General features: G+C 72.9%; 11 protein-coding genes. 6 read left to right on the top strand and 5 right to left on the bottom strand.

What is annotated here, in order from left to right:
- A partial coding sequence (locus BMW62_RS21175; protein WP_139206297.1) for a transposase occupies window positions 1-300 on the top strand: 300 nt, incomplete at its 5' end.
- Here the strand turns inward: BMW62_RS21175 and BMW62_RS21170 are convergent.
- From BMW62_RS21170 to BMW62_RS21150, 5 genes are all read right to left on the bottom strand, one after another.
- The gene (locus BMW62_RS21170) at window positions 283-633 is read right to left on the bottom strand and encodes a hypothetical protein (RefSeq protein ID WP_091935394.1); all 351 of its coding nucleotides are present in this window, start codon (window positions 631-633) and stop codon (window positions 283-285) included. The genes BMW62_RS21175 and BMW62_RS21170 overlap by 18 nt on opposite strands.
- Window positions 630-5,894, bottom strand: a complete 5,265-nt coding sequence (locus BMW62_RS21165) for an AAA family ATPase (protein WP_091935391.1) — start codon at window positions 5,892-5,894, stop codon at window positions 630-632. The genes BMW62_RS21170 and BMW62_RS21165 overlap by 4 nt, the downstream gene beginning before the upstream one ends.
- A 263-nt stretch (window positions 5,895-6,157) precedes the next feature.
- Entirely contained in the window at window positions 6,158-9,952 is a 3,795-nt protein-coding gene (locus BMW62_RS21160) for an NACHT domain-containing protein (protein WP_091935389.1), read from the bottom strand.
- Window positions 9,953-10,509: 557 nt separating this feature from the next.
- Window positions 10,510-11,535: a hemolysin family protein gene (locus BMW62_RS21155; protein WP_091935386.1), complete on the bottom strand. Its 1,026-nt coding sequence runs from the start codon at window positions 11,533-11,535 to the stop codon at window positions 10,510-10,512.
- Window positions 11,532-12,917, bottom strand: a complete 1,386-nt coding sequence (locus tag BMW62_RS21150; protein WP_091935383.1) for a hemolysin family protein — start codon at window positions 12,915-12,917, stop codon at window positions 11,532-11,534. Before BMW62_RS21150 ends, BMW62_RS21155 begins: the two co-directional genes overlap by 4 nt.
- Window positions 12,918-13,159: 242 nt before the next feature.
- On the opposite strand from BMW62_RS21150, the gene BMW62_RS21145 reads away from it, so the two are divergent.
- From BMW62_RS21145 to BMW62_RS21125, 5 genes are read left to right on the top strand one after another with little or no spacing between them, the layout of a single operon-like run.
- A complete protein-coding gene (locus BMW62_RS21145) occupies window positions 13,160-14,779 on the top strand; it encodes an ABC transporter substrate-binding protein (protein WP_091935380.1) in 1,620 nt (539 codons plus the stop codon).
- A complete protein-coding gene (locus tag BMW62_RS21140; protein ID WP_211435231.1) occupies window positions 14,767-15,876 on the top strand; it encodes an ABC transporter permease in 1,110 nt (369 codons plus the stop codon). The genes BMW62_RS21145 and BMW62_RS21140 overlap by 13 nt, the downstream gene beginning before the upstream one ends.
- Complete coding sequence (locus BMW62_RS21135; protein ID WP_091935378.1) at window positions 15,873-16,733, top strand: ABC transporter permease; 861 nt, start codon at window positions 15,873-15,875, stop codon at window positions 16,731-16,733. The genes BMW62_RS21140 and BMW62_RS21135 overlap by 4 nt, the downstream gene beginning before the upstream one ends.
- On the top strand, window positions 16,730-17,536 hold the full coding sequence (locus BMW62_RS21130) for an ATP-binding cassette domain-containing protein (protein ID WP_211435230.1): 807 nt from the start codon (window positions 16,730-16,732) through the stop codon (window positions 17,534-17,536). Before BMW62_RS21135 ends, BMW62_RS21130 begins: the two co-directional genes overlap by 4 nt.
- Entirely contained in the window at window positions 17,536-18,153 is a 618-nt protein-coding gene (locus BMW62_RS21125; RefSeq protein ID WP_091935375.1) for an ABC transporter ATP-binding protein, read from the top strand. Before BMW62_RS21130 ends, BMW62_RS21125 begins: the two co-directional genes overlap by 1 nt.
- Window positions 18,154-18,177: the final 24 nt, after the last annotated feature.

Here is an 18,177-nt window from a genome sequence, read left to right as displayed (position 1 = left end):
AAGGCCTACTCCTCACGCGCGATCCGCACCCAGCTGCGCGAGCGTGGCATCGGCGCCTGCATCCCCGAACGGGATGACCAGAAGGGCCACCGCATACGTCGGGGCAGCCGCGGAGGACGACCACCGGCCTTCGACGCAGAGCGCTACCGCGGACGCAACGTCGTCGAACGCGCCTTCAACGAGGACAAGCAGTGGCGCTCCCTGGCCACCCGCTACGACAAGCTCGCCGTCGTCTACCGGGCCGCAGCAGTCCTGCGCGCGGTCACCCTCTGGCTCAAGCGGTTAGGAGACATGCCCTAGGCGGCGGGCGGCGCGGCGCTCGAACGCCGGGGCATCGACAATCCGCCCGCCCTGTGCCATGGCCAGCCGGATCCCCGCGGCAGCGCGCTGCAGTGCATTCTCGACGACGGCCTCGTCCGCCAGGTACGCGTCTGGGATGGCCGTGCTGCTCGGATGGCGAAGTTGCTGGAGCTGCTCGCGGATCAACTGCTCGAAGTCGTCGGTCTCGAGCGCCGCCACCGCCAAGGCAATGGCAGCCTCACGCAGTCCAGGGGCAGCACCGGCCGTACTGAGCCGGTCACTGAGGATTTCGTCCAGGAGTTGTTCGGCGATGGCCTTCGCGTGGTCGATCATCGGGGCCTGTCGGTGAGGGACTCGGCGATCGCCCGTTGAAGAGTCGGGTGAGCCTCCGTGGCCGGAGGGGCGGGGACCGGCCGACCTGCCCGCGCCAAGATCTCAGCGGCCAGTGCCCGTACGGACAGCTGGTCGCCGCGGGCAAGGACGGTCAGTTGCGCGGCGAGGTCGTGGGTCAGGGGTGCGTCTCGAAGGCCCTCGGGGACGACGGCGAGCAGCCATGTGAGGGGACCGGCCCCGAGGTCAGCGCCGAGGACGCGTGCAGTCGCGGCCTGTGCCTCGGCCGGGCGGGCGGCGAGCAGCACGGTCGCGGCTACCAGGGCCCGGCGACGGTCGGCGCGGGTTGGCATGGCGACGATCGCTAGGGCGAGGCGGGCCAGCGCAACGTCCGTGGTCGATCGGGAGACAGGAGCCGTCGCGGGCTCATACGTCTCGGCGTCGTCGTAGGGGGTGCTGCCTGGGAGCCGGTGGGCGATGACCTGGAAGGCGGTGTCCCAGCAGGCGAAAGCGCTGCGCGGGCCGGGGCTGGCTGGATCGGGGGACTGGGCGGTGAACGCCGCGACGAGTGCCTGGGTGATGCCTCGGGTTCCATAACGACTGCCCTCGATGGCGGAGAGGACCTGGCCGGCCAGGATGGTGGCCGCCATGTCGGCGTCCAACTCGACGGCGCGCCGCCAGAGATCCGGACGGTCGCGGCCGGCGAACGTGAGCCAACCGCCGCCACCCCGGATCTTGGTGAAGGCCAGCGCGTAGGCGGCGCTGGCCAGGCGGTCGAGGGGATCTGACGTGAGGTCGCGCCGCAGTTCGAGCCCAGCAGCGATCTCGGCGAGCACGCTGGTGTCAGCCAGAGGGCCGAACTCCTCCGTGATCCTGTGGAGCAGCCGGATGGCGGCCTCCTGGCCGTCGTCGGCGGCCACTTCCAGCAGCCGCCAGCCCACCGCGTTGACCACTGCGTCGGCCGCCCAGCGTGGAGCCGCGGGATCGTCGTTGTACGGCTTCGTCGCGCGATCACGGACGGCGTCAACCGCGCCCCTAGCACCCGGCGGTAGCAACGGGCGTTGGGCGGCCTGCAGGACCTGGGAGAGGCTGGGTCGGACAGGGCTGTCCCAGGGGGAGCGGCGCGTAGTCCCGGCCGGGCGGGGTTCCGGCGACGGCCCGTCACCGCCCAGCCGGTGTGCCGCGTCGCGGAGGGCTGCTGTGGGTTCGGGACCTTCTGCCTCGGAGGCGTGCATCAGCGGCTGGTCGTCGTACGTAGCGGTGATCGCGTTCGCCAAGAGCGGGAGAACGCCGACGGCCCGGGCCGGGTCGTCGGCGGGCAGCGCATGGAGTCGGTCGAGAAGCGCTACATCGCCGTCGACGTCACGACCGCCGGGGCCGGCGGCAACTCGGAGAGCGGCCAGGATGACCGGGTCGGCGTCAGCAGCCTGGCTGTCCACCAGTTGCCGATGTGCGGCGTCGGCTCGGGCATCCTCCAGGCCCGGTTCGGAGAGGAGAGCCTCCGCGGCGAGCAGCGCCGCGGCCTCGGGATCGAGGTCGGCCAGCTGACGCCACCAGTCGATGGGCGTCTGTGAGGTGCCGCGCCCATTGGTGTGGTGCCGGACCAGGTAGGTGAGGCGGCGTACGCGGGCCAGCCTGCGGCGCCCCTGTTCAGGGTCGGCGGCGGTGAGGTCGGACAACGGATTCAGCAGCTCGTAGATCGTGGCGTCCTTGTGACTGCCGTAGCAGGCCATGTAGTGCGAGGCCCGCTGCCAGCACTGGAGTGCTTCGTCGCGGTCGCCCGCGGTCAGACTGATGCGGGCCATCTCCAGCTCGAACGCGGCGAGCTGCGGGTAGTAGGTGCCTCCTGCTACCTCGGTGCGGCGCATCTGGTCTGTGAGCCGGTGGACGACGGCGGCGCCCGTCCGGTCGACCGTGCGGCTGAGCATCGCGAGCAGGTCGGTGGTGATGAGCGGCCCGGAGGGGTTGGTTCCCAGGTTCGTGGTGGTGGTGGTGCCGTCGCTGATTGCGGTCAGCGACACGAGTGCCGGCTCCAGGTCCGCGTCAGTCAGGAGCGCGACGGCCTCCTCGAGGACCTCGTGCATCGGCCCGTGGATGGACCACAGGTCGGAGGCGCGGGGGCGACCTGTGAATGGTTGTGCTGACTCGGAGAGCCGGTCGAGGGCGACCCGCACGGCCGCGGACGCGGCGTCCGGACGGATCGTGCCGGCGTCCCGATCGCGCCGGAGGCCAACGGTGGTCACGGTGAAGCGCAGCCACGCACGGTAGAACCCGACACCTTCCAGGTCCGGAAGCAGCTGCGTGGGCGCCTGCGGGTCGATCTCGCGGGCGAGGGTGACCTGGGTGAGCCATCGTCGGACGACGGCCGGCCGGTCAACGCTGCTTTCGCGCAGCACTTCGGCCGTGGTGTCACGCAGCGTCGCGTTGATGTCGGTGCCCAGGATGGTTGGGGCGAGGTCGGGGGCGGGCACGCCGTGCCGCAGCATCCGGAGAGGGTCCGTGTCGGGGGAGCAGTCCCATGCCTCGGTGGCGAGTGCCCGTGGAGACGGGAGGTCGTGCTGGCCAGCGGCTGCGACGTCGGCGAGGTGGAGAAGTACCTCGGCGCGTCGCGTCGAGTCGTCGATGAGCCGGGCGGCGTCCAACAGCGCTGCCGTACCGAGGCCGTCGATGAGGACGTCGAGCAGGCGCGGCAGGGGCGGGAGGTTGTCCTCGGCCAGGTGGTTCGCGAGGCGCCCCGCGATGCCCTCCGGCCTGACCTCGTCGGCATCGTCGGTGTCTTCCTCGTCGTCCGTGCGTCCGGGGAGCCGCAGTCGGCCCCGCTGCACCGCCAGGTGCAGGTCATCGTCGCTGTCGCGGCCGTAGTGGACGTTGTCGTGGTCCTGGGTCTCCTCCCAGGCGGTCAGGTATGTGTCCCACGGGGCAGCGGCGCCGGCGGCGTCAACCGCGGCGCACAGCTGCAGGCCCCACCGAGCAGGCACGGTCGGGACACCCTCGTAGAGAAGCCTGGCGGCCACGGTCTCGGGGCCCAGGAGCGCGACGAGTACATCGGCGTAGTCGACGATGGTGTCGGGGATCCCGTCGGCCTCGTAGGTGTCGGCGGCGCCTCGGAGCTCCACGAGACGGACCAGGGCCGGCCAGTCGCGGCGGGCTGCGCTGCGCCGCGCCGCGAGGTCGAGGACATGCGTGATGGCCGTGGGCGGCTGCAGTCCGGCGATCGCGCGGGACAGAAAGTCCGGTCCGATCAGGGCCATCAGGTCGTCGTCGCGGTCGAGTTCTACGAGGAGCTCGGGTAGATGGCGGAACGCCCGGGCGTCCACGAAGAACCCGCGGCCCATGAGCCAGGCGGCAGCCGCCGCGCGGACCTCGGCGACACCGGCCGCATCGGCCTCCGCTCGGAGAAAGCGGCTGAAGCTCTCGTGGTGGATGCGCAGACCGCCGACGCCGGGCTGCTGGGAGACGATGGGCGCAACGGTCGACAGAGCCGACGGGACCAGCGCGAACTGAGGGAAAATCTCCCGCATTTCGTCCGGCGTGACAGCGAAGTCGCAGACGGCTAGCAGGCTGACCGCGGCGCGCTGACCATCGGTGAGCCCACGCACGAGATACCGGTAGTAGTCGTCGAGGTGGTCCGCGGTGGCTGGCACCTCCCGCAGCCGGTCCAGGGGGTCGACGGTCGAGGCCGCCTGCGGCCGGCCGCCGTCGAGGCCCGGGGTTGGCCCGATGGCCTGGCGGCACAGGTAGGTGGCGTACAGGGCGTTTCCCCGGGATCGGGCGTAGACCAGGTCGACGGCAGCGTCCCTGCGACCGATGTCCTCCCGTCCAGCCGGGGCCGGGCCGAACGCCGCCAGGAGGCCGAGCCGCTCCGCTAGGTGTCGCGTCTCGCTGTGGTTCAGCGGGGGGACGGTCAGGGGTGTGCCGTTGATCGGGGTGAGGTGCTCACCCGGTTGGCTGGCGAGCAGCAGCACGACACCGACCGGGAGTTCGAGCTGCGCCAGTTCGTCCACCAGCCGGCGCGCCGGATCCTCTGGGGTTCGGAAGGCTGCCCCCTCGGTGCGGCCGAGGACACGCGTGACGTGGTCCAGCCCGTCGACCATCAGGATGACTGGGCGTTCCGGAGAAGCATGTCGTACCGCGGCGACCGCCGCGGCCAGCGTCTCCCGAGTCGCGGCGAAGCGGGGGCGCACCTCTGCGACTGCGGCCGGTGCCATTGTCTCGAGCTGGCGGATCAGGCTGCCGATCACGACCTCGGTCAGGACTCGTTCGCCCCGCTGCGCGTCGGCCGCGCCGAGCCAGCAGTGGTGGCGGGCGACGAGCCACTCCTCGTCGCCGAGCCGGTCGGCGAGCTGCTCGCACAGCCACGACTTCCCGGCACCGGGGGCGCCGGTGAGGACGAGGACCCCACCCTCCTTCGCCACCTCGTCGACGGCCGTGCCGAACATGTCGAGTACCGACGGCCGGGCGATGGCGACGGTCGGGTCCACCGGGTGGCCTTCGTGGACGGCGCCGAAGTCCACTGCCAGATCAAGCCGCGGGGCTAGGTCGCGCGCGATGACCGTGCCGTTGATGCTGCGCGCCGCCTTCGCCGCCTCGATGAGAGAGAGCGCCACGTCCTCCGGCGTCCGGTGTTGGTTGGGCGGGCGACCTGCCCCAAGCTCGTCGGCGACCCGTCGGAGCAGTGCCTGTTCCGCCGGCCCTGGGTTGCGGATGTCGAGGGAGAAGGGGGGCAAGCCGACGTCGATGACCAGCACGTCGCACACGCGGCGGAGTACGTCTGCGTCGATGCTGGCCAGGGTCGATCGCCACGGGTCCGCCGCCAGCAGCGCCTCTGGATCGAACCGCATGCGGGTGCTGGTGAGGCCGTGCAGAACCGGGCCCGGATCTGTGCTTGGGGCGACCGGCATGAGCACCGTGCCCAGGTCCGGCTCCTGCGGTTCTCTGTCGCGCAGCACGATCCGGTAGGACGTGCCGGGGTGGTCGCGCAAGTCCTGGTCGATCGAGGTGACGATCTCGTCCAGTTGCAGGCCTCGGCGGTCACCCGTGAAGGTTGACGACGTCAGGTCCCGCTCGTGTGCAGTGTGCTTGATCTGGAGCCGCTGGCGGCCTCCAGCCGCCCATGCGGACGTGACGTCGTCGAACCGGTCGCCCTTGAACGCCTTCGTGTCCACGATGACGGTCGTCGCCCGGCCCAGCATGAGGTCGACGAGACGAAGTGCGGTGAGCAGGTCCTGGTAGGCGTAGCCGAGGTGTGTCGGTCGCAGCCCCATCGCCTACCTCCGTCCCGGTCGAGCGGCCGTGTTCCGCCCGGACGCGCCCGCGCCATGAAGATCGCCGACGACGCAGACAGTTGTAGCCCCATGCACGGACAGGAGCCGCCGCGTGACCGACGGGAGGCTGTGGGGCTGGACGCCGCACCAGCTAGAAGTCCCCATGCGGACCCGGACCGTCCGTGACGTGCCAACGGCGGGAGCGCTGGCCAGCGTGCCTACGTGGCGTGCCTGCTGGCTTCGACCCCCGTGGTCCGCGACGCCTATGTGAGGCGGCCGTCCTGACGCCCGTCCTGCCATCGTCCTTCCCCCCTGTACCCCTCGGCGAGGGCATCCAGGAGCGTCGCCGTCCGTGGACACTTCGAGCGAACTCGGTCGGCCCACGCTTGGTGCTGCTCGGCGAGGTCGCGCTCCTGCTGTCCACCGTGGTGGAAGCCCCGGGTGGTGGCTCCCCGCTGGTTCTTCCGCGCGACGTACAGGCCTTCCTCGAGCGTGGGGTCAGCGCGGGCCTCGAGGACGTGTCGCACCGGCGCACTGGGCCAGGTGCCGTCGTCGTCGGTGACCGGCCCGGCCAGCGCCTCGCCGATGCAGTACCGGCCGATCTTCCCTCGGTCTGCTTCGGTCAGGAGCGCCTCGGCACGGGCGACCCAGATCTCCAGGGTGCTGCCGTCGAGGATCGCTCCGGTGCTCGTCGCCGGCAGCACGTGCCACGACCGGAGCAGGTCGAACGCAGCTTGGCCAACCTGTGGGTTGCGGTCGGATGCGTCCGACCCGGCGGTCTCGTCGTCGGCGTTCTCGTCATCGTCAGCTGCGCTCGCGGAACGGAAGGCGGCGACGACCAGCTGCACGAACAGCTCCGGGCTCTCGGCCAGCTGACGGTACAGAGCCCGCGGCTGGCGAACGTGCCTGAGCGCCGGCTGGAACCACCACTCGATGGCGGCGAGCCGGTCGGCGTCGGCGCCGGTGGCGTCCAGTTCGTCGAGGAGGTGGCCGAAGTGGTACTGGAGCTTCGGCGCAATCTCGCTGGCGTCCTGCTCCGTCGAAGGGAGCGACTCGAGCACGCGCAGCGCGAGCTCCGTCAACGCCGGCGTGAGCGTCTCGGTGTGTCGGTGAAGGGTGATGGTTGCGAGAGCCGTCCACGGCCTGTCTCGCGCAAGGAGTCGCTCGACGTAGGCAGGCAGATACTGGTCCGCGACACCGTGGATGGGTGGGTGCTCCCAGTAGGTGGCCTGAGCCTCGGACGACGAGCCGTCGACGAGCGCGAGGATGTCCGGCGACGGGGAGCAGCTGCGCAGGATCTCTGCGGCCACTTCCTCGGACGGCGCCCCCCCGAGGGCGTGTTCGAGCCAGGCGAGCTCGCCTGTCCGAAACCTCTGGGCGACGTAGCCCCTGACCGCCTGCGCGACAGGCTCCGGTCCGGCGATGAGCGCCACCAGGGTCGGCTCGTCGTCGCCCAGCTCGAACGCCGCCAGGTGGGAGCCGATGGCGAAAGTCGCCTGGCTCTCGCCCGCAAGGCGGATCACGGCGTCGAGGCCGCCGGTCCCGAGCAGTCGCTCGATCGCCGCTCGTCGCTCGCGTTCGACGATGTTCTGCGCCTCCTGCGGCGTCAGGCTGTCGTCGTCCATCGCGCGCCGCGGCCAGTACGCGAACCAGTCGACATCGGGCACTGTCATCGCGGCCGGATCGAGTTCGAGCGCGAGGGCCTCGAGGTCGGCCACCTCTTCCTCGGGAAGGGACCATTCCGCGTCGGCGTACCGGCGATGCTGGGTCACCTGGTCGGCGAGGAGTCGTGCGATGTCCTGGTGGATGTCGCCCTCGGCCGAGGAGAGGCCGTCGCGGATGGCGCCGAGCAGCTTCGTCCGGGCCTGCGGCGGGACGCGGGGGACGACGTCGACGAGTTCCCGCAGCCGCATCGGGTCGTTGCCGACCTCCTCGGCGAGAAGACCGGCGACATCCTCAAGACCTTCGAACATCGCGCTCGGGGTGGGCTCACTCACCGCCTCCCAGTCCCGCCATCGGGCCTTGCCCCGGATCAGGATGCCCCCGCCGACGGTCCAGGGCACAAGGCGGACCAGCAGGCGCCAGGTGACATCGGGGTGCTTCCCGCGGAGCAGGTCCAGGGTGTCCCGGCGCGTGGCGCGGGTGACCGCGGCCTGGGGGCGCAGAAGATGCAGCGACTCGAGCAGGCTGCCCATCGGGGTGTTGCCCTTGCTGCGGTCGTCGTCCAGTTCTACGAGCCGGGCGGTCGCGATGAGAGCGCGCCCGACGTACCGGGGATTCAAAGCCAGGCGCTCCAGTGCCCAGAGGAGGTGGTGGTGCCGGGCACCGGACCCCGAGAGGCCAGGGTCACCGGCGTCTGCGGCGAACAGTGCGGCCAGTGGATCGCCGGGGGCGTCGAGCGCGCGCTCCACGGCGGCCAGGAACTCGGTCGGCGCCGCCTCCGCCAGATCCGGCAGCAGGTCCGCGATCGAGGTCCATGCCCGCGGATCGTCGTCAGCGAGCAGCGCACGTACCGCGACGTTGGCGTGGTCCTGGCCCGAGTTGCCGTCCTGCATCACCCGTTCGCCCACGACCGCGCCCAGCGCCGCGACCGTGCGCGTCATCGCCGCTCGCAGAGTGGGGGAGTGAGTACGCCGTACCCCCCTGATGCCGGCGTACATGCGTTCTTCGGCAGGCAGGTCGAGCACGGGGTCCGGTTCGGTGATGACCTTGACCAGCAGCTCGTGGAACGTGGCCAGGTCGACTCCCGTCACGGCGGGGAAGAGCAGCTCCCACGCGTCGACGAGGTCAAGGAACTCCCACCGCCCGGCCTGGACCCGCAACGGAGGATCCGCGCGGTTCACGAACGGCTGCAGCGAACGGCTCAGGCCACGCCAACCGGTGTCGGTGAGCTCATGCAGGACAGCGAGGTCAGCCGGGGACGTGTTGGCGGAGGCCTCCGCGAGGCCGGCCGGCTGCCTGTCGACCCAGGCGCCTGCGAGCAGGAGCGGCGCGAGGACGGCGGTAGCGGAGCCGTCCGCCCAGTCCGGTGCGCGCAGAGGGCCGCTTCGCCCCAGGCGCCGACGTAGTCCGCTCAGGCTTCGGCGAGCGGCGTGGGCGTAGTCGGAGGCGGCTTGCCGCTCGACGCCGACCGCCTCGAAGGCGGCCGCCGCCGCCGGGATCTCGATGCGCGGCAGCCGTTCTCGCGAGCGCGGCCCCTCCGGGATCAGGACGTGATGGCCTGCCGCGAGAGCTCGCGGCACATCCGGGTCATCGAAGGTGGGCACGAGGATGAGCGGCTCGCTGTGGGTGGCGAGCCGGAGCCACCCGCCCGCGCCGGTCACGACGACGGCGCGCGTGAGCAGCGCCTCGGGGATCGCCGCGGCGAAGAAGGCCAGCGACTCGGCGACGGTGTCGCTGCCGATCCGGAACTCGGTCGCGGGCCCGAGGAGGGCGTCGGTCAGGGCCGCGGCCTTGTCGGCTCGGCCGGCCAGCAGGACCTCCAGTGGAAGGGCTGGTGCGGTCTCCGCACTCCATCGTGCCCACCGACGGCTGAGCAGCTCGACCTCGGTCGGCTTCTTACCGACGAGCTCGGAGGCGAAGATGTGGACGCCCGGCTGGGTCTCCAGCCAGCTCACGAGTTGCACACCGTCGACGACACGGATGCCCGCCCAGTGGGTAATCTTCTCGGTGAACTTCCGGTCGATCCATGCCTGCGACTCGTCGCCGTCCCAGCGGCGAGGGGTGAAGAAGATGAACGTCTGCGTCGCCTGCACGTTCGGCAGCGTCTCCTTCGTGCGCTTCGCGAAGTCGGACTGCGCCTTCTTCTGTGGGTCGGCCCCGACGCCGCCCTCCCAGCGGGATGCGCCGGCGGGGATCCACGGCCCCCGCGCGGTCGGGGCGTCGAGCACGATGTCCCAGCCGTGCTCGCCCACGGCGTCACCGCTCGGCGCGCGCATCACGTCGACGCCGACGGTCGAAAGGATGAGCCGTCGCAGAAGTGTCGGGAGTTCTGGTCTGGCTGCGACGCTGTCCGCCCAGTGCTCCAGGTCGGTCAGATTGGCGTACTCAGGGTTCATGAGTAGGTCCTCCTCTCCCTGGCGCGCGCGGTCAGTGGTGCTCCGCAGGCGACGGTATCTGGGTCCACCGACGGTTCTGGGCCACAGCTGCGAACCCAGGGCACCAGTCGGACCGACCGAGCGGCCTGCTGTCCCGCTGGTGCAGGGTGCGAGGCGGAGCAGGTGCTCACATCAAGCCAGCTGAGGGGTCGGCGCGGCCCCGGCCCGTCTTACGCGTTCGGCGTCCGAGCCGCTACGCGTTCGGGATCATGGGCCTACGGGTGCTGAAGGCGTGAGAGAACACCGCCGTGACCAGGGCGTCCGGAGTTCTCTCACACAGTCCACCCGCGTGGCGGCGCGAGGGAGCGAACTCCCTCGACATCGGAGTTGCCCGGGGACCGAGATCCGCCGGGCTGCCGAGCCGCGACGAGCGTAGCGCGCCGCCACCCGAGGGCGTGGCGGTGGCCCGGTCGGCGGGGTTAGTTCACGACACGAGGCCGCCCGCCGAGGGCCAAGTCGGCGACGCTCTGCCTCTGCTCCCGATGGTGATCAGAGGCAGAGCATCCGGTGACCGCGGGTCAGCCGGCCGGCTCGGCGGCCGCCGGCTGGGGGAGCAGCCGGTGCAGCACGTCGGCCATGGTGACCACCCCGAGCACCGAACCGCCCTCGCTGACGACGGCCAGGTGGTTCCGCGTCTCGCGCATCGCCGCCAGCGCCGCCCACACCGTGGTGCCGGCGTCCAGGCTGAACACCGGGCGCGCGAACCCGGCCGCCGCCACCCCGGCAGCCGAGCCCAGGGTGTCGCGGACGTGCACCACACCGGTCAGCTCCGCCCGGGTCCCGAGCAGGATGCGCAGGTGCCCGCTCCGGCGCGTGGCCTCCCGCACCGCCTCCACCGTCGCATCACCCGGCACCGCAACCAGCGGCGCGTCCGCGGTGACGAGGTCCCGGACGGTCATGCGCTCCAGTTCCAGCGCGCCGGAGATCTGCGCGGAGAAGCCCGCGTCCAGCGCCCCGACGTTGGCGGAGTGCTCGACCAGGTGGCGCAGCGCGTCGGGGCTGTGCCCGACGGCGAGTTCGTCGGCCGGCTCCACCCCGACCGCGCGGACGAGCCGGTTGGCGGCGGTGTTCAGCACGCGCAGCAGCGGCCGGAACACCGCCATGAAGACCCGCATCGGCGCCGCCAGCAGGGTCGCGGAGCGCTCCGGGTGGGCGATCGCCCACGACTTGGGGGCCATCTCGCCGACCACGAGGTGGATGAACGTGATCACCAGCAGCGCCAGCACGAACCCGGCGACGTCGGCGGCGACCAGCGGCAGCCCCCACGACTCGAACAGCGGGGTGAGCCAGTGGTGCACCGCCGGCTTGCTGACCGCACCCAGCGCCAGGGTGGCCGCGGTGATGCCCAGCTGCGAGCCGGCCAGCAGCAGGGTCAGCTCCGAGGAGTTGCGCAGCGCCGCGCGGGCCGAGCGGCTGCCGGGCGCCGCCTCCTCCAGCCGGTGGCGCTTGGCCGCCAGCGCGGCGAACTCCACCGCGACGAAGAACGCCGACAGCGCCACGATGACCACGGTGGCGGCGAGCACCACCCACGGGTTCTCGCTCATCGGGTCCTCTCCCGTCCGTTGGTCGCACCGGCCCGGTCGGGCAGCTCCAGGCGGACGCGCGCGGGCACGTGCCGCTCGACGTCGAGCACCTCGACGTGCAGGTGCCGCGGGGCGGGTTCGTCGGCGTGCACCAGGTCGGCCGGGTCCGGTGGCAGCTCGATGGTCAGCCGGTCGCCGGGCCCGGGCAGGGCGCCGGCCGCGGCGATGACCAGCCCGGCGATCGTCTCGTGGTGCCCGCGCGGCAGGTCCACGCCGAGGGCCCGCTCGACCTCGTCGACGTGCACGTCACCGGCCATCTCCCACACGCCGTCGCCCACGACCGGCACGTACTCCGGGCGCTCCTCGTCGTGCTCGTCGGTGATCTCGCCGACCAGTTCCTCGGCGAGGTCCTCCACAGTGACGATGCCGGCGAAGCCGCCGTACTCGTCGATGGCGCAGGCCATCTTCTCGCCGGCCTCCGCGAGCTGGCGCAGCGCCTCGGGCAGCGGCGTGAACGTGGAGACGACGGGGCACTCCCGCGCGATCGTCGTCACCCCGGCGGTGTCCGGCTCAGGAGTGGCCAGCAGGTCGGCCAGGTGCACCGCGCCGACGACGTCGCCGGTCCCGGCATCGAGCACCGGGTAGCGCGAGTGGCCGTGGGTCATGAGTGCGCGCAGGTGGCCGAGGGTGTCGGTGTCCTGCACGGTGTCCACCCGCGGGCGCGGGATCATCGCGTGCTCGACGTCGCGGTCGGGGAAGTCGAGGATGCGGTCGACCAGCATCGAGAGCTCCGCCGGCAGATCCCCGCGGTCGCGGGACTCCTCGACGATGTGCTCCAGGTCCCGGGCGGTGGCGGCGTGCTCCACGTCGTGGACGGGCTCGATCCACAGCGCCCGCAGCAGCAGGTTCGACGCCTGGTCGAACACCCGGATCAACCAGCCGAAGACGGTCAGGTAGACGGCGGTGGAGGCGCCGAGCCGGAGGGCGACCGGCTCCGGGCGGGCGATGGCGAGGTTCTTCGGGAACAGCTCCCCGAACAGCATCTGCACGACCGTGGAGAACAGCAGCGCGAGCACCGCGCCGATGCCGACGCCGACCGCCGCCGGCACCCCGACGCCGCCGAGCAGCGCACCCAGCGAGTCGCCGATCAGCGGCTCGGCGACGTAGCCGACGAGCAACCCGGTGACGGTGATGCCCAGCTGTGCGCCCGACAGCATGAAAGACGTCCGCCGGGTCACGCTCAGGGCGCGTCTCGCAGCGGCGTCACCGGCCTCCGCCCGCGCGGCGAGGGTCGCCCGGTCGACCGCCATGTAGGCGAACTCCTGGGCCACGAAGTACCCGGTGACGACCGTGATCGCCAGCACGACGAGCACTCCGAGCAGTAGCGAGAGCACTTCGGTCACCGGCCGCGCACCCCCTTCCCGAGGCGGGGGGTCGCGGCCTGGGGACTGTGATAGGGGCGCATGGCTCTCTTCGGAGGAGGGATCGGGACACGGCTGCCCTGCGACCCAACGAGGCAGGCGCGGTCGGGGTTCCGGTTGCGGCGCGCAACCCCGGATGGCCTGTTGCGACTACTTTGCAATAACCTCGGCGGCGGCATGGCGCGCACCCGGTGCGGCACGCCGTCGGAGCGGGAGGACGTCGCGTGCGCGCACGGCGAGGAGCGATCCGGAACGCGGTGGTCATCGGCGCGTCGGCGGTGCTGGTCGCCGGCTGCGGCGGTGCCGCCGCCGGGCCGGGGGCGGTGGCCGGCCCGACCGCGCCGACCGAGCTGCGGTTGGCGATCGGCGGCGAGCCGGACGACGGCTACGACCCCACGCTCGGCTGGGGTCGCTACGGCTCGCCGCTGTTCCAGTCGACGCTGCTCACCCGCGACGCGGACCTCGACGTCGTCCCCGACCTGGCCACCGGCTGGTCGGTCAGCGACGACGGCCTGGTGTGGACCGTCGATCTCCGCACCGACGCCCGGTTCACCGACGGCGAGCCCGTCACCGCCGACGACGTCGCCTACACCTTCACGACGGCGAGCGAGAGCGGCGGCCTGACCGACGTCACCGCGCTGGCCGAGGCCGTCGCCGTCGACGAGGACACCGTCGAGCTCCGGCTGGAGCGGCCGCAGAGCACCTTCGTCAACCGGCTGGCGTCCCTCGGCATCGTGCCCGAGCACGCGCACGGCCCCGACTACGCGCGCAACCCGGTGGGCTCGGGGCCGTACACCTTCGTGCAGTGGGACGAGGGGCAGCAGCTCATCGTCGAGCGCAACGACGACTACTACGGCGAGCAGCCGGCCTTCGAACGGCTCGTCTTCCAGTTCACCGGCGAGGACACCTCGCTGGCCGCCGCGACGGCGGGCCAGGTCGACATGGCCGCCGTCCCCGCGCAGCTGGCCACGACGCCGGTGCCGGGCATGCGGCTGGTCGCCGTCCCGTCGGTCGACAACCGCGGGATCATGTTCCCCTACCTGCCCGACGAGGGGCGGACCACCGACGACGGGCAGCCGATCGGCAACGACGTCACCTCGGACCGCGCCGTGCGCCAGGCGGTCAACGTCGCGGTGGACCGCGCCGCCCTCGTCGACGGCATCCTGGAGGGCTACGGCACGCCGGCGACCGGGCCGGTCGACGGGCTGCCCTGGGACGAGCCCGCGGCGGCGGTTCCCGACGCCGACACCGCCGAGGCCGAGCGGCTGCTGGAGGACGCCGGCTGGGTCGACGCGGACGGCGACGGCGTGCGCGAGCGCGACGGCGTCCCGGCCGCGTTCACCCTGCTCTACCCGGCCGACGACTCGCTGCGGCAGGCGCTCGCCCTCGCGGTCACCGACATGCTCGCCCCCGTGGGCATCGAGGTGACCCCGGACGGCGCGAGCTGGGACGTGCTCGACGAGCGGCTGCACGCCGACGCCGTGCTCTTCGGCTGGGGCAGCCTCGACCCGACCGAGATGTACAACCTCTACTCGTCCACGCAGGCCGGCGTCGAGTACTGGAACCCCGGCTACTACGCGGATGCCGAGGTCGACGAGCACCTCGAGTCGGCGATGACCGCGCCCGACCAGGAGACGGCGATCCCGCACTGGCAGGCCGCCCAGCACGACGGCGAGGGCGCCGGCTTCGGGCCCTCCGGCGACGCCGCCTGGGCCTGGCTGGTCAACCTGGAGCACACCTACTTCGTCGACGAGTGCCTCGACCTCGGCGCGCCGCGGATCGAGCCGCACGGCCACGGCTGGCCGATCACCGCCGGGATCGCGGACTGGCAGTGGAGCTGCTGAGCCCGGCCGCGCGCTGGGTGGCCGGCCGGCTGGTCCGGCTGGCCCTGCTGCTCGCCGCGGTCGCCACCGCCTCCTTCGCGCTGGTGGTCAGCTCGCCGGTCGACCCGGTCGACGCCTACGTCGGCGGGGACATCGCCGCCGTCGGGCCCGAGCAGCGGGCGCTCATCGCCGAGCGCTGGGGGCTCGACGAGCCGCCGGTGCAACGCTTCCTCGCCTGGGCGGGGCAGCTCGCGCAGGGTGACCTGGGCCGGTCGCTGACGTTCAACCAGCCGGTCGCCGAGGTCATCGGCGAGCGCTTCCTCGCCAGCCTGGCGCTCATGGCCACCGCGTGGCTGCTCTCCGGGCTGTTCGGGTTCGCGCTCGGGGTGCTCGCCGGCGCCCGGCAGGGACGCGTCACCGACCGGGCGATCTGCTGGTGGGCCTACACGCTGGCCTCCGCACCGACGTTCTGGGTCGGGCTCCTGCTGCTCTACGTCTTCTCGGTGCAGCTGGGCTGGACGCCGGTGTGCTGCGCGGCCCCGGTCGGCACCTTGGCCGAGGACGTCACCCTGCTCGACCGGCTGCACCACCTGGTGCTGCCGGCGCTGACCCTGTCGATCGTCGGCGTCGCCCCGGTCGTGCTGCACACCCGGCACGCCGTGGTCGAGGCGCTGGCCAGCGACTACGTCGCCTTCGCCCGCGCGCAGGGGGAGTCGGCGACCGGGGTCGTGCTCCACCGGGTGCTGCGCAACGCCGCCGCCCCGGCCGTGCTGCTGCAGTTCAGCTCGCTCGGGGAGCTCTTCGGCGGCGCGGTCCTCGCCGAGCAGGTCTTCTCCTACCCGGGCCTCGGCGCCGCGACGACCGCCGCCGCCCTCGGTCAGGACGTCCCGCTGCTGCTGGGGATCGTCCTGTTCACCACCGTCTTCGTCTTCGTCGGCAACCAGGTCGGCGACCTCGTGCACGCCCGGCTCGACCCCAGGGTGTCGGCCGACCTGGCCGCGGCCCGCCGGGCGCGGCGTGGTCTGCGCGGACCGCTCGGCGCACCCCCGCCGGCACCCGACTCGCTGCCCGCGGGCGAGCCGGTCGCGCCTTCCCCCGCGGGGCAGGGGGTGCGATGAGCACCGCCGCCGCCCGCCCCGCCGTCCGTACCCGGTTCCTGGGGGACCGGCGCCGCCGGACCCTCGCCTGGGTCGGGTTCTCGCTGCTGGTGGTGCTCGGCGTCTTCGTCGCCGGCGGGGTCGCGGGCGACGCCGCGTCGACCACGGCGCTGGCCGACCGCAACCTCGGCCCGTCGGCCGAGCACCCCTTCGGCACCGATCCGCTCGGCCGCGACCTGCTGGCCCGGGTGCTGGCGGGGCTGCGGCTCAGCCTCGTGGTCGGGACGACGGCGGCGCTGGTCTCCGCCGTCATCGCGCTGGTGCTCGCCTCCGCCGCGGCGGTGTTCGGCGGCGTCGTCGACCGGGTCGTGAGCTGGCTGGTCGACCTCTTCCTCGCGCTGCCCCACCTGGTGCTGCTCATCCTGCTGGCGTTCGTGTTCGGCGGGGGCACGCAGGCGGCGGTGCTCGCCGTCGCCCTCACGCACTGGCCGACGCTCACCCGGGTGCTGCGCGGCCGGGCGCGGGAGATCGTCACCTCCGACCACGTCGCCGTCTCCCGGCAGCTCGGGCACGGCCGCGGCTGGATCGCCCGCCACCACCTCGCCGGGCACCTGACCGGCCACTTCCTCGTCGGCGCCGTCCTGCTCTTCCCGCACGCGATCCTGCACGAGGCGGCGCTCTCCTTCCTCGGCCTGGGCGTCGACCCCGGCGAGCCCTCGATCGGGGTGCTGCTCGCCGAGTCGATGCGCTACCTCAGCGCCGGCGCGTGGTGGCTCGCGGTGCTGCCCGGGCTGTGCCTGCTGGTCGTGGTGAAGCTGGTCGACACCATCGGCGAGAACACCCGGGCGCTGCTGGACCCGCGGAGCGCCCACCTGTGAGCGCGCTGCTGGAGGTGCGCGGCCTCGAGGTGGACTTCGTGCAGTACGAGCGCGGGCTGCGCCGCCGCACGGTGACGGCGCTGGCCGGCATGGACCTCACCGCGGCGGCAGGGGAGGTGGTCGCCCTCGTCGGCGCCAGCGGGGCCGGCAAGTCGCTGCTCGCCCACGCCGTCCTCGGGCTGCTGCCGCCGAACGCGGTGGAGCGCGGGACGGTGGCCTACGACGGAGTGCACCTCGACCCGGAAGGTCGCCGTCGGCTGGCCGGCCGCGGCATCGCGCTGCTGCCGCAGTCGGTGGGCTTCCTCGACCCGCTGAGCCGGGTGGGCCGGCAGGTGCGGCGCTCGGCGCGGCTGGCCGGGCACCCCGATCCGCGGCGGGCCGCCGAGGAGGCGCTGGCCCGGCGGGGGCTGGGACCCGAGGTGCTGCGGCTCCACCCGCACGAGCTCTCCGGCGGCATGGCGCGGCGGGTGCTGGTCGCGATGGCGACGATGAGCCGGACGCGGGTCCTCGTCGCCGACGAGCCGACCACCGGCCTGCCGGCCGCGACCGTCGCGACCACGCTCGCCGAGTTCCGCGCGATGGCCGACGAGGGGTGCGCGGTCGTGCTGATCACCCACGAGCTGGTGGCGGCGCTGGCGGTCGCCGACCGGGTGGTCATCTGCCGCGACGGCCGCACCGTCGACGTCGCCGATCCGCGCGCCTTCACCGGCGACGGGTCGTCCCTGCGGCACCCGTACACGCGGTCCCTCTGGCAGGCGCTGCCCGCCAACGGGTTCCGGGTGCCGACGACGGCGGAGGCCTGATGCTGCACGCCGACGACGTCTGGTTCCGCTACGGCGCCGCGCACCCCTGGGTCCTCGCCGGGGTCGACCTGCGTGTCGAGGCAGGGGAGGTGGTCGGGCTGTGCGGCCCGAGCGGCGGGGGCAAGAGCACGCTCGGCCGGGTGCTGGCCGGGTTCGCCGCCCCCGTCCGGGGCCGGGTGACCGTCGACGGCGCCGTCCCGCGGACCCGGCGTGCTCCGCACCCGGTCCAGCTCGTGCTCCAGCACCCCGAGCGCGCGATGGACCCGCGCTGGACCGTGCGGCGGGTGCTCGCCGCCACCGGTGCCCCGGGCGGCGACGTCGCCGCGCTGGACCGGCGGCTGGTCGACCCCACCTGGCTGGACCGCCACCCGCACGAGATCAGCGGCGGGGAGCTGCAGCGGGTCAACCTGGCGCGGGCGCTGCTGGCCCGGCCGCGCCACCTCGTCGCCGACGAGATCACTGCGAGCGTCGACGCCGTCACCCAGGCCGCGATCTGGGACCTGCTGCTGCAGCACTGCCGCGCGGCCGGCATCGGGCTGCTGGCGATCTCGCACGACCGGCCGCTGCTCGACGCCGTGGCGTCCCGCGTCGTCGACTGGGAGCCGGTGGACGCCTGACCACCCGCGGGCGGACTCGTACTT

This window comes from Blastococcus sp. DSM 46786 (assembly GCF_900109665.1).
Classification (GTDB): Bacteria; Actinomycetota; Actinomycetes; order Mycobacteriales; family Geodermatophilaceae; genus Blastococcus; species Blastococcus carthaginiensis.
This window is presented reverse-complemented; position numbering and strand designations above follow the sequence as displayed.

What these genes read in the sequence shown, in the direction of transcription:
- BMW62_RS21170 (WP_091935394.1), bottom strand. Translation starts at nt 633, where the DNA reads ATGATCGACCACGCGAAGGCCATCGCCGAACAACTCCTGGACGAAATC.
- BMW62_RS21165 (WP_091935391.1), bottom strand. Translation starts at nt 5,894, where the DNA reads ATGGGGCTGCGACCGACACACCTCGGCTACGCCTACCAGGACCTGCTC.
- BMW62_RS21160 (WP_091935389.1), bottom strand. Translation starts at nt 9,952, where the DNA reads ATGAACCCTGAGTACGCCAATCTGACCGACCTGGAGCACTGGGCGGAC.
- BMW62_RS21155 (WP_091935386.1), bottom strand. Translation starts at nt 11,535, where the DNA reads ATGAGCGAGAACCCGTGGGTGGTGCTCGCCGCCACCGTGGTCATCGTG.
- BMW62_RS21135 (WP_091935378.1), top strand. Translation starts at nt 15,873, where the DNA reads ATGAGCACCGCCGCCGCCCGCCCCGCCGTCCGTACCCGGTTCCTGGGG.
- BMW62_RS21125 (WP_091935375.1), top strand. Translation starts at nt 17,536, where the DNA reads ATGCTGCACGCCGACGACGTCTGGTTCCGCTACGGCGCCGCGCACCCC.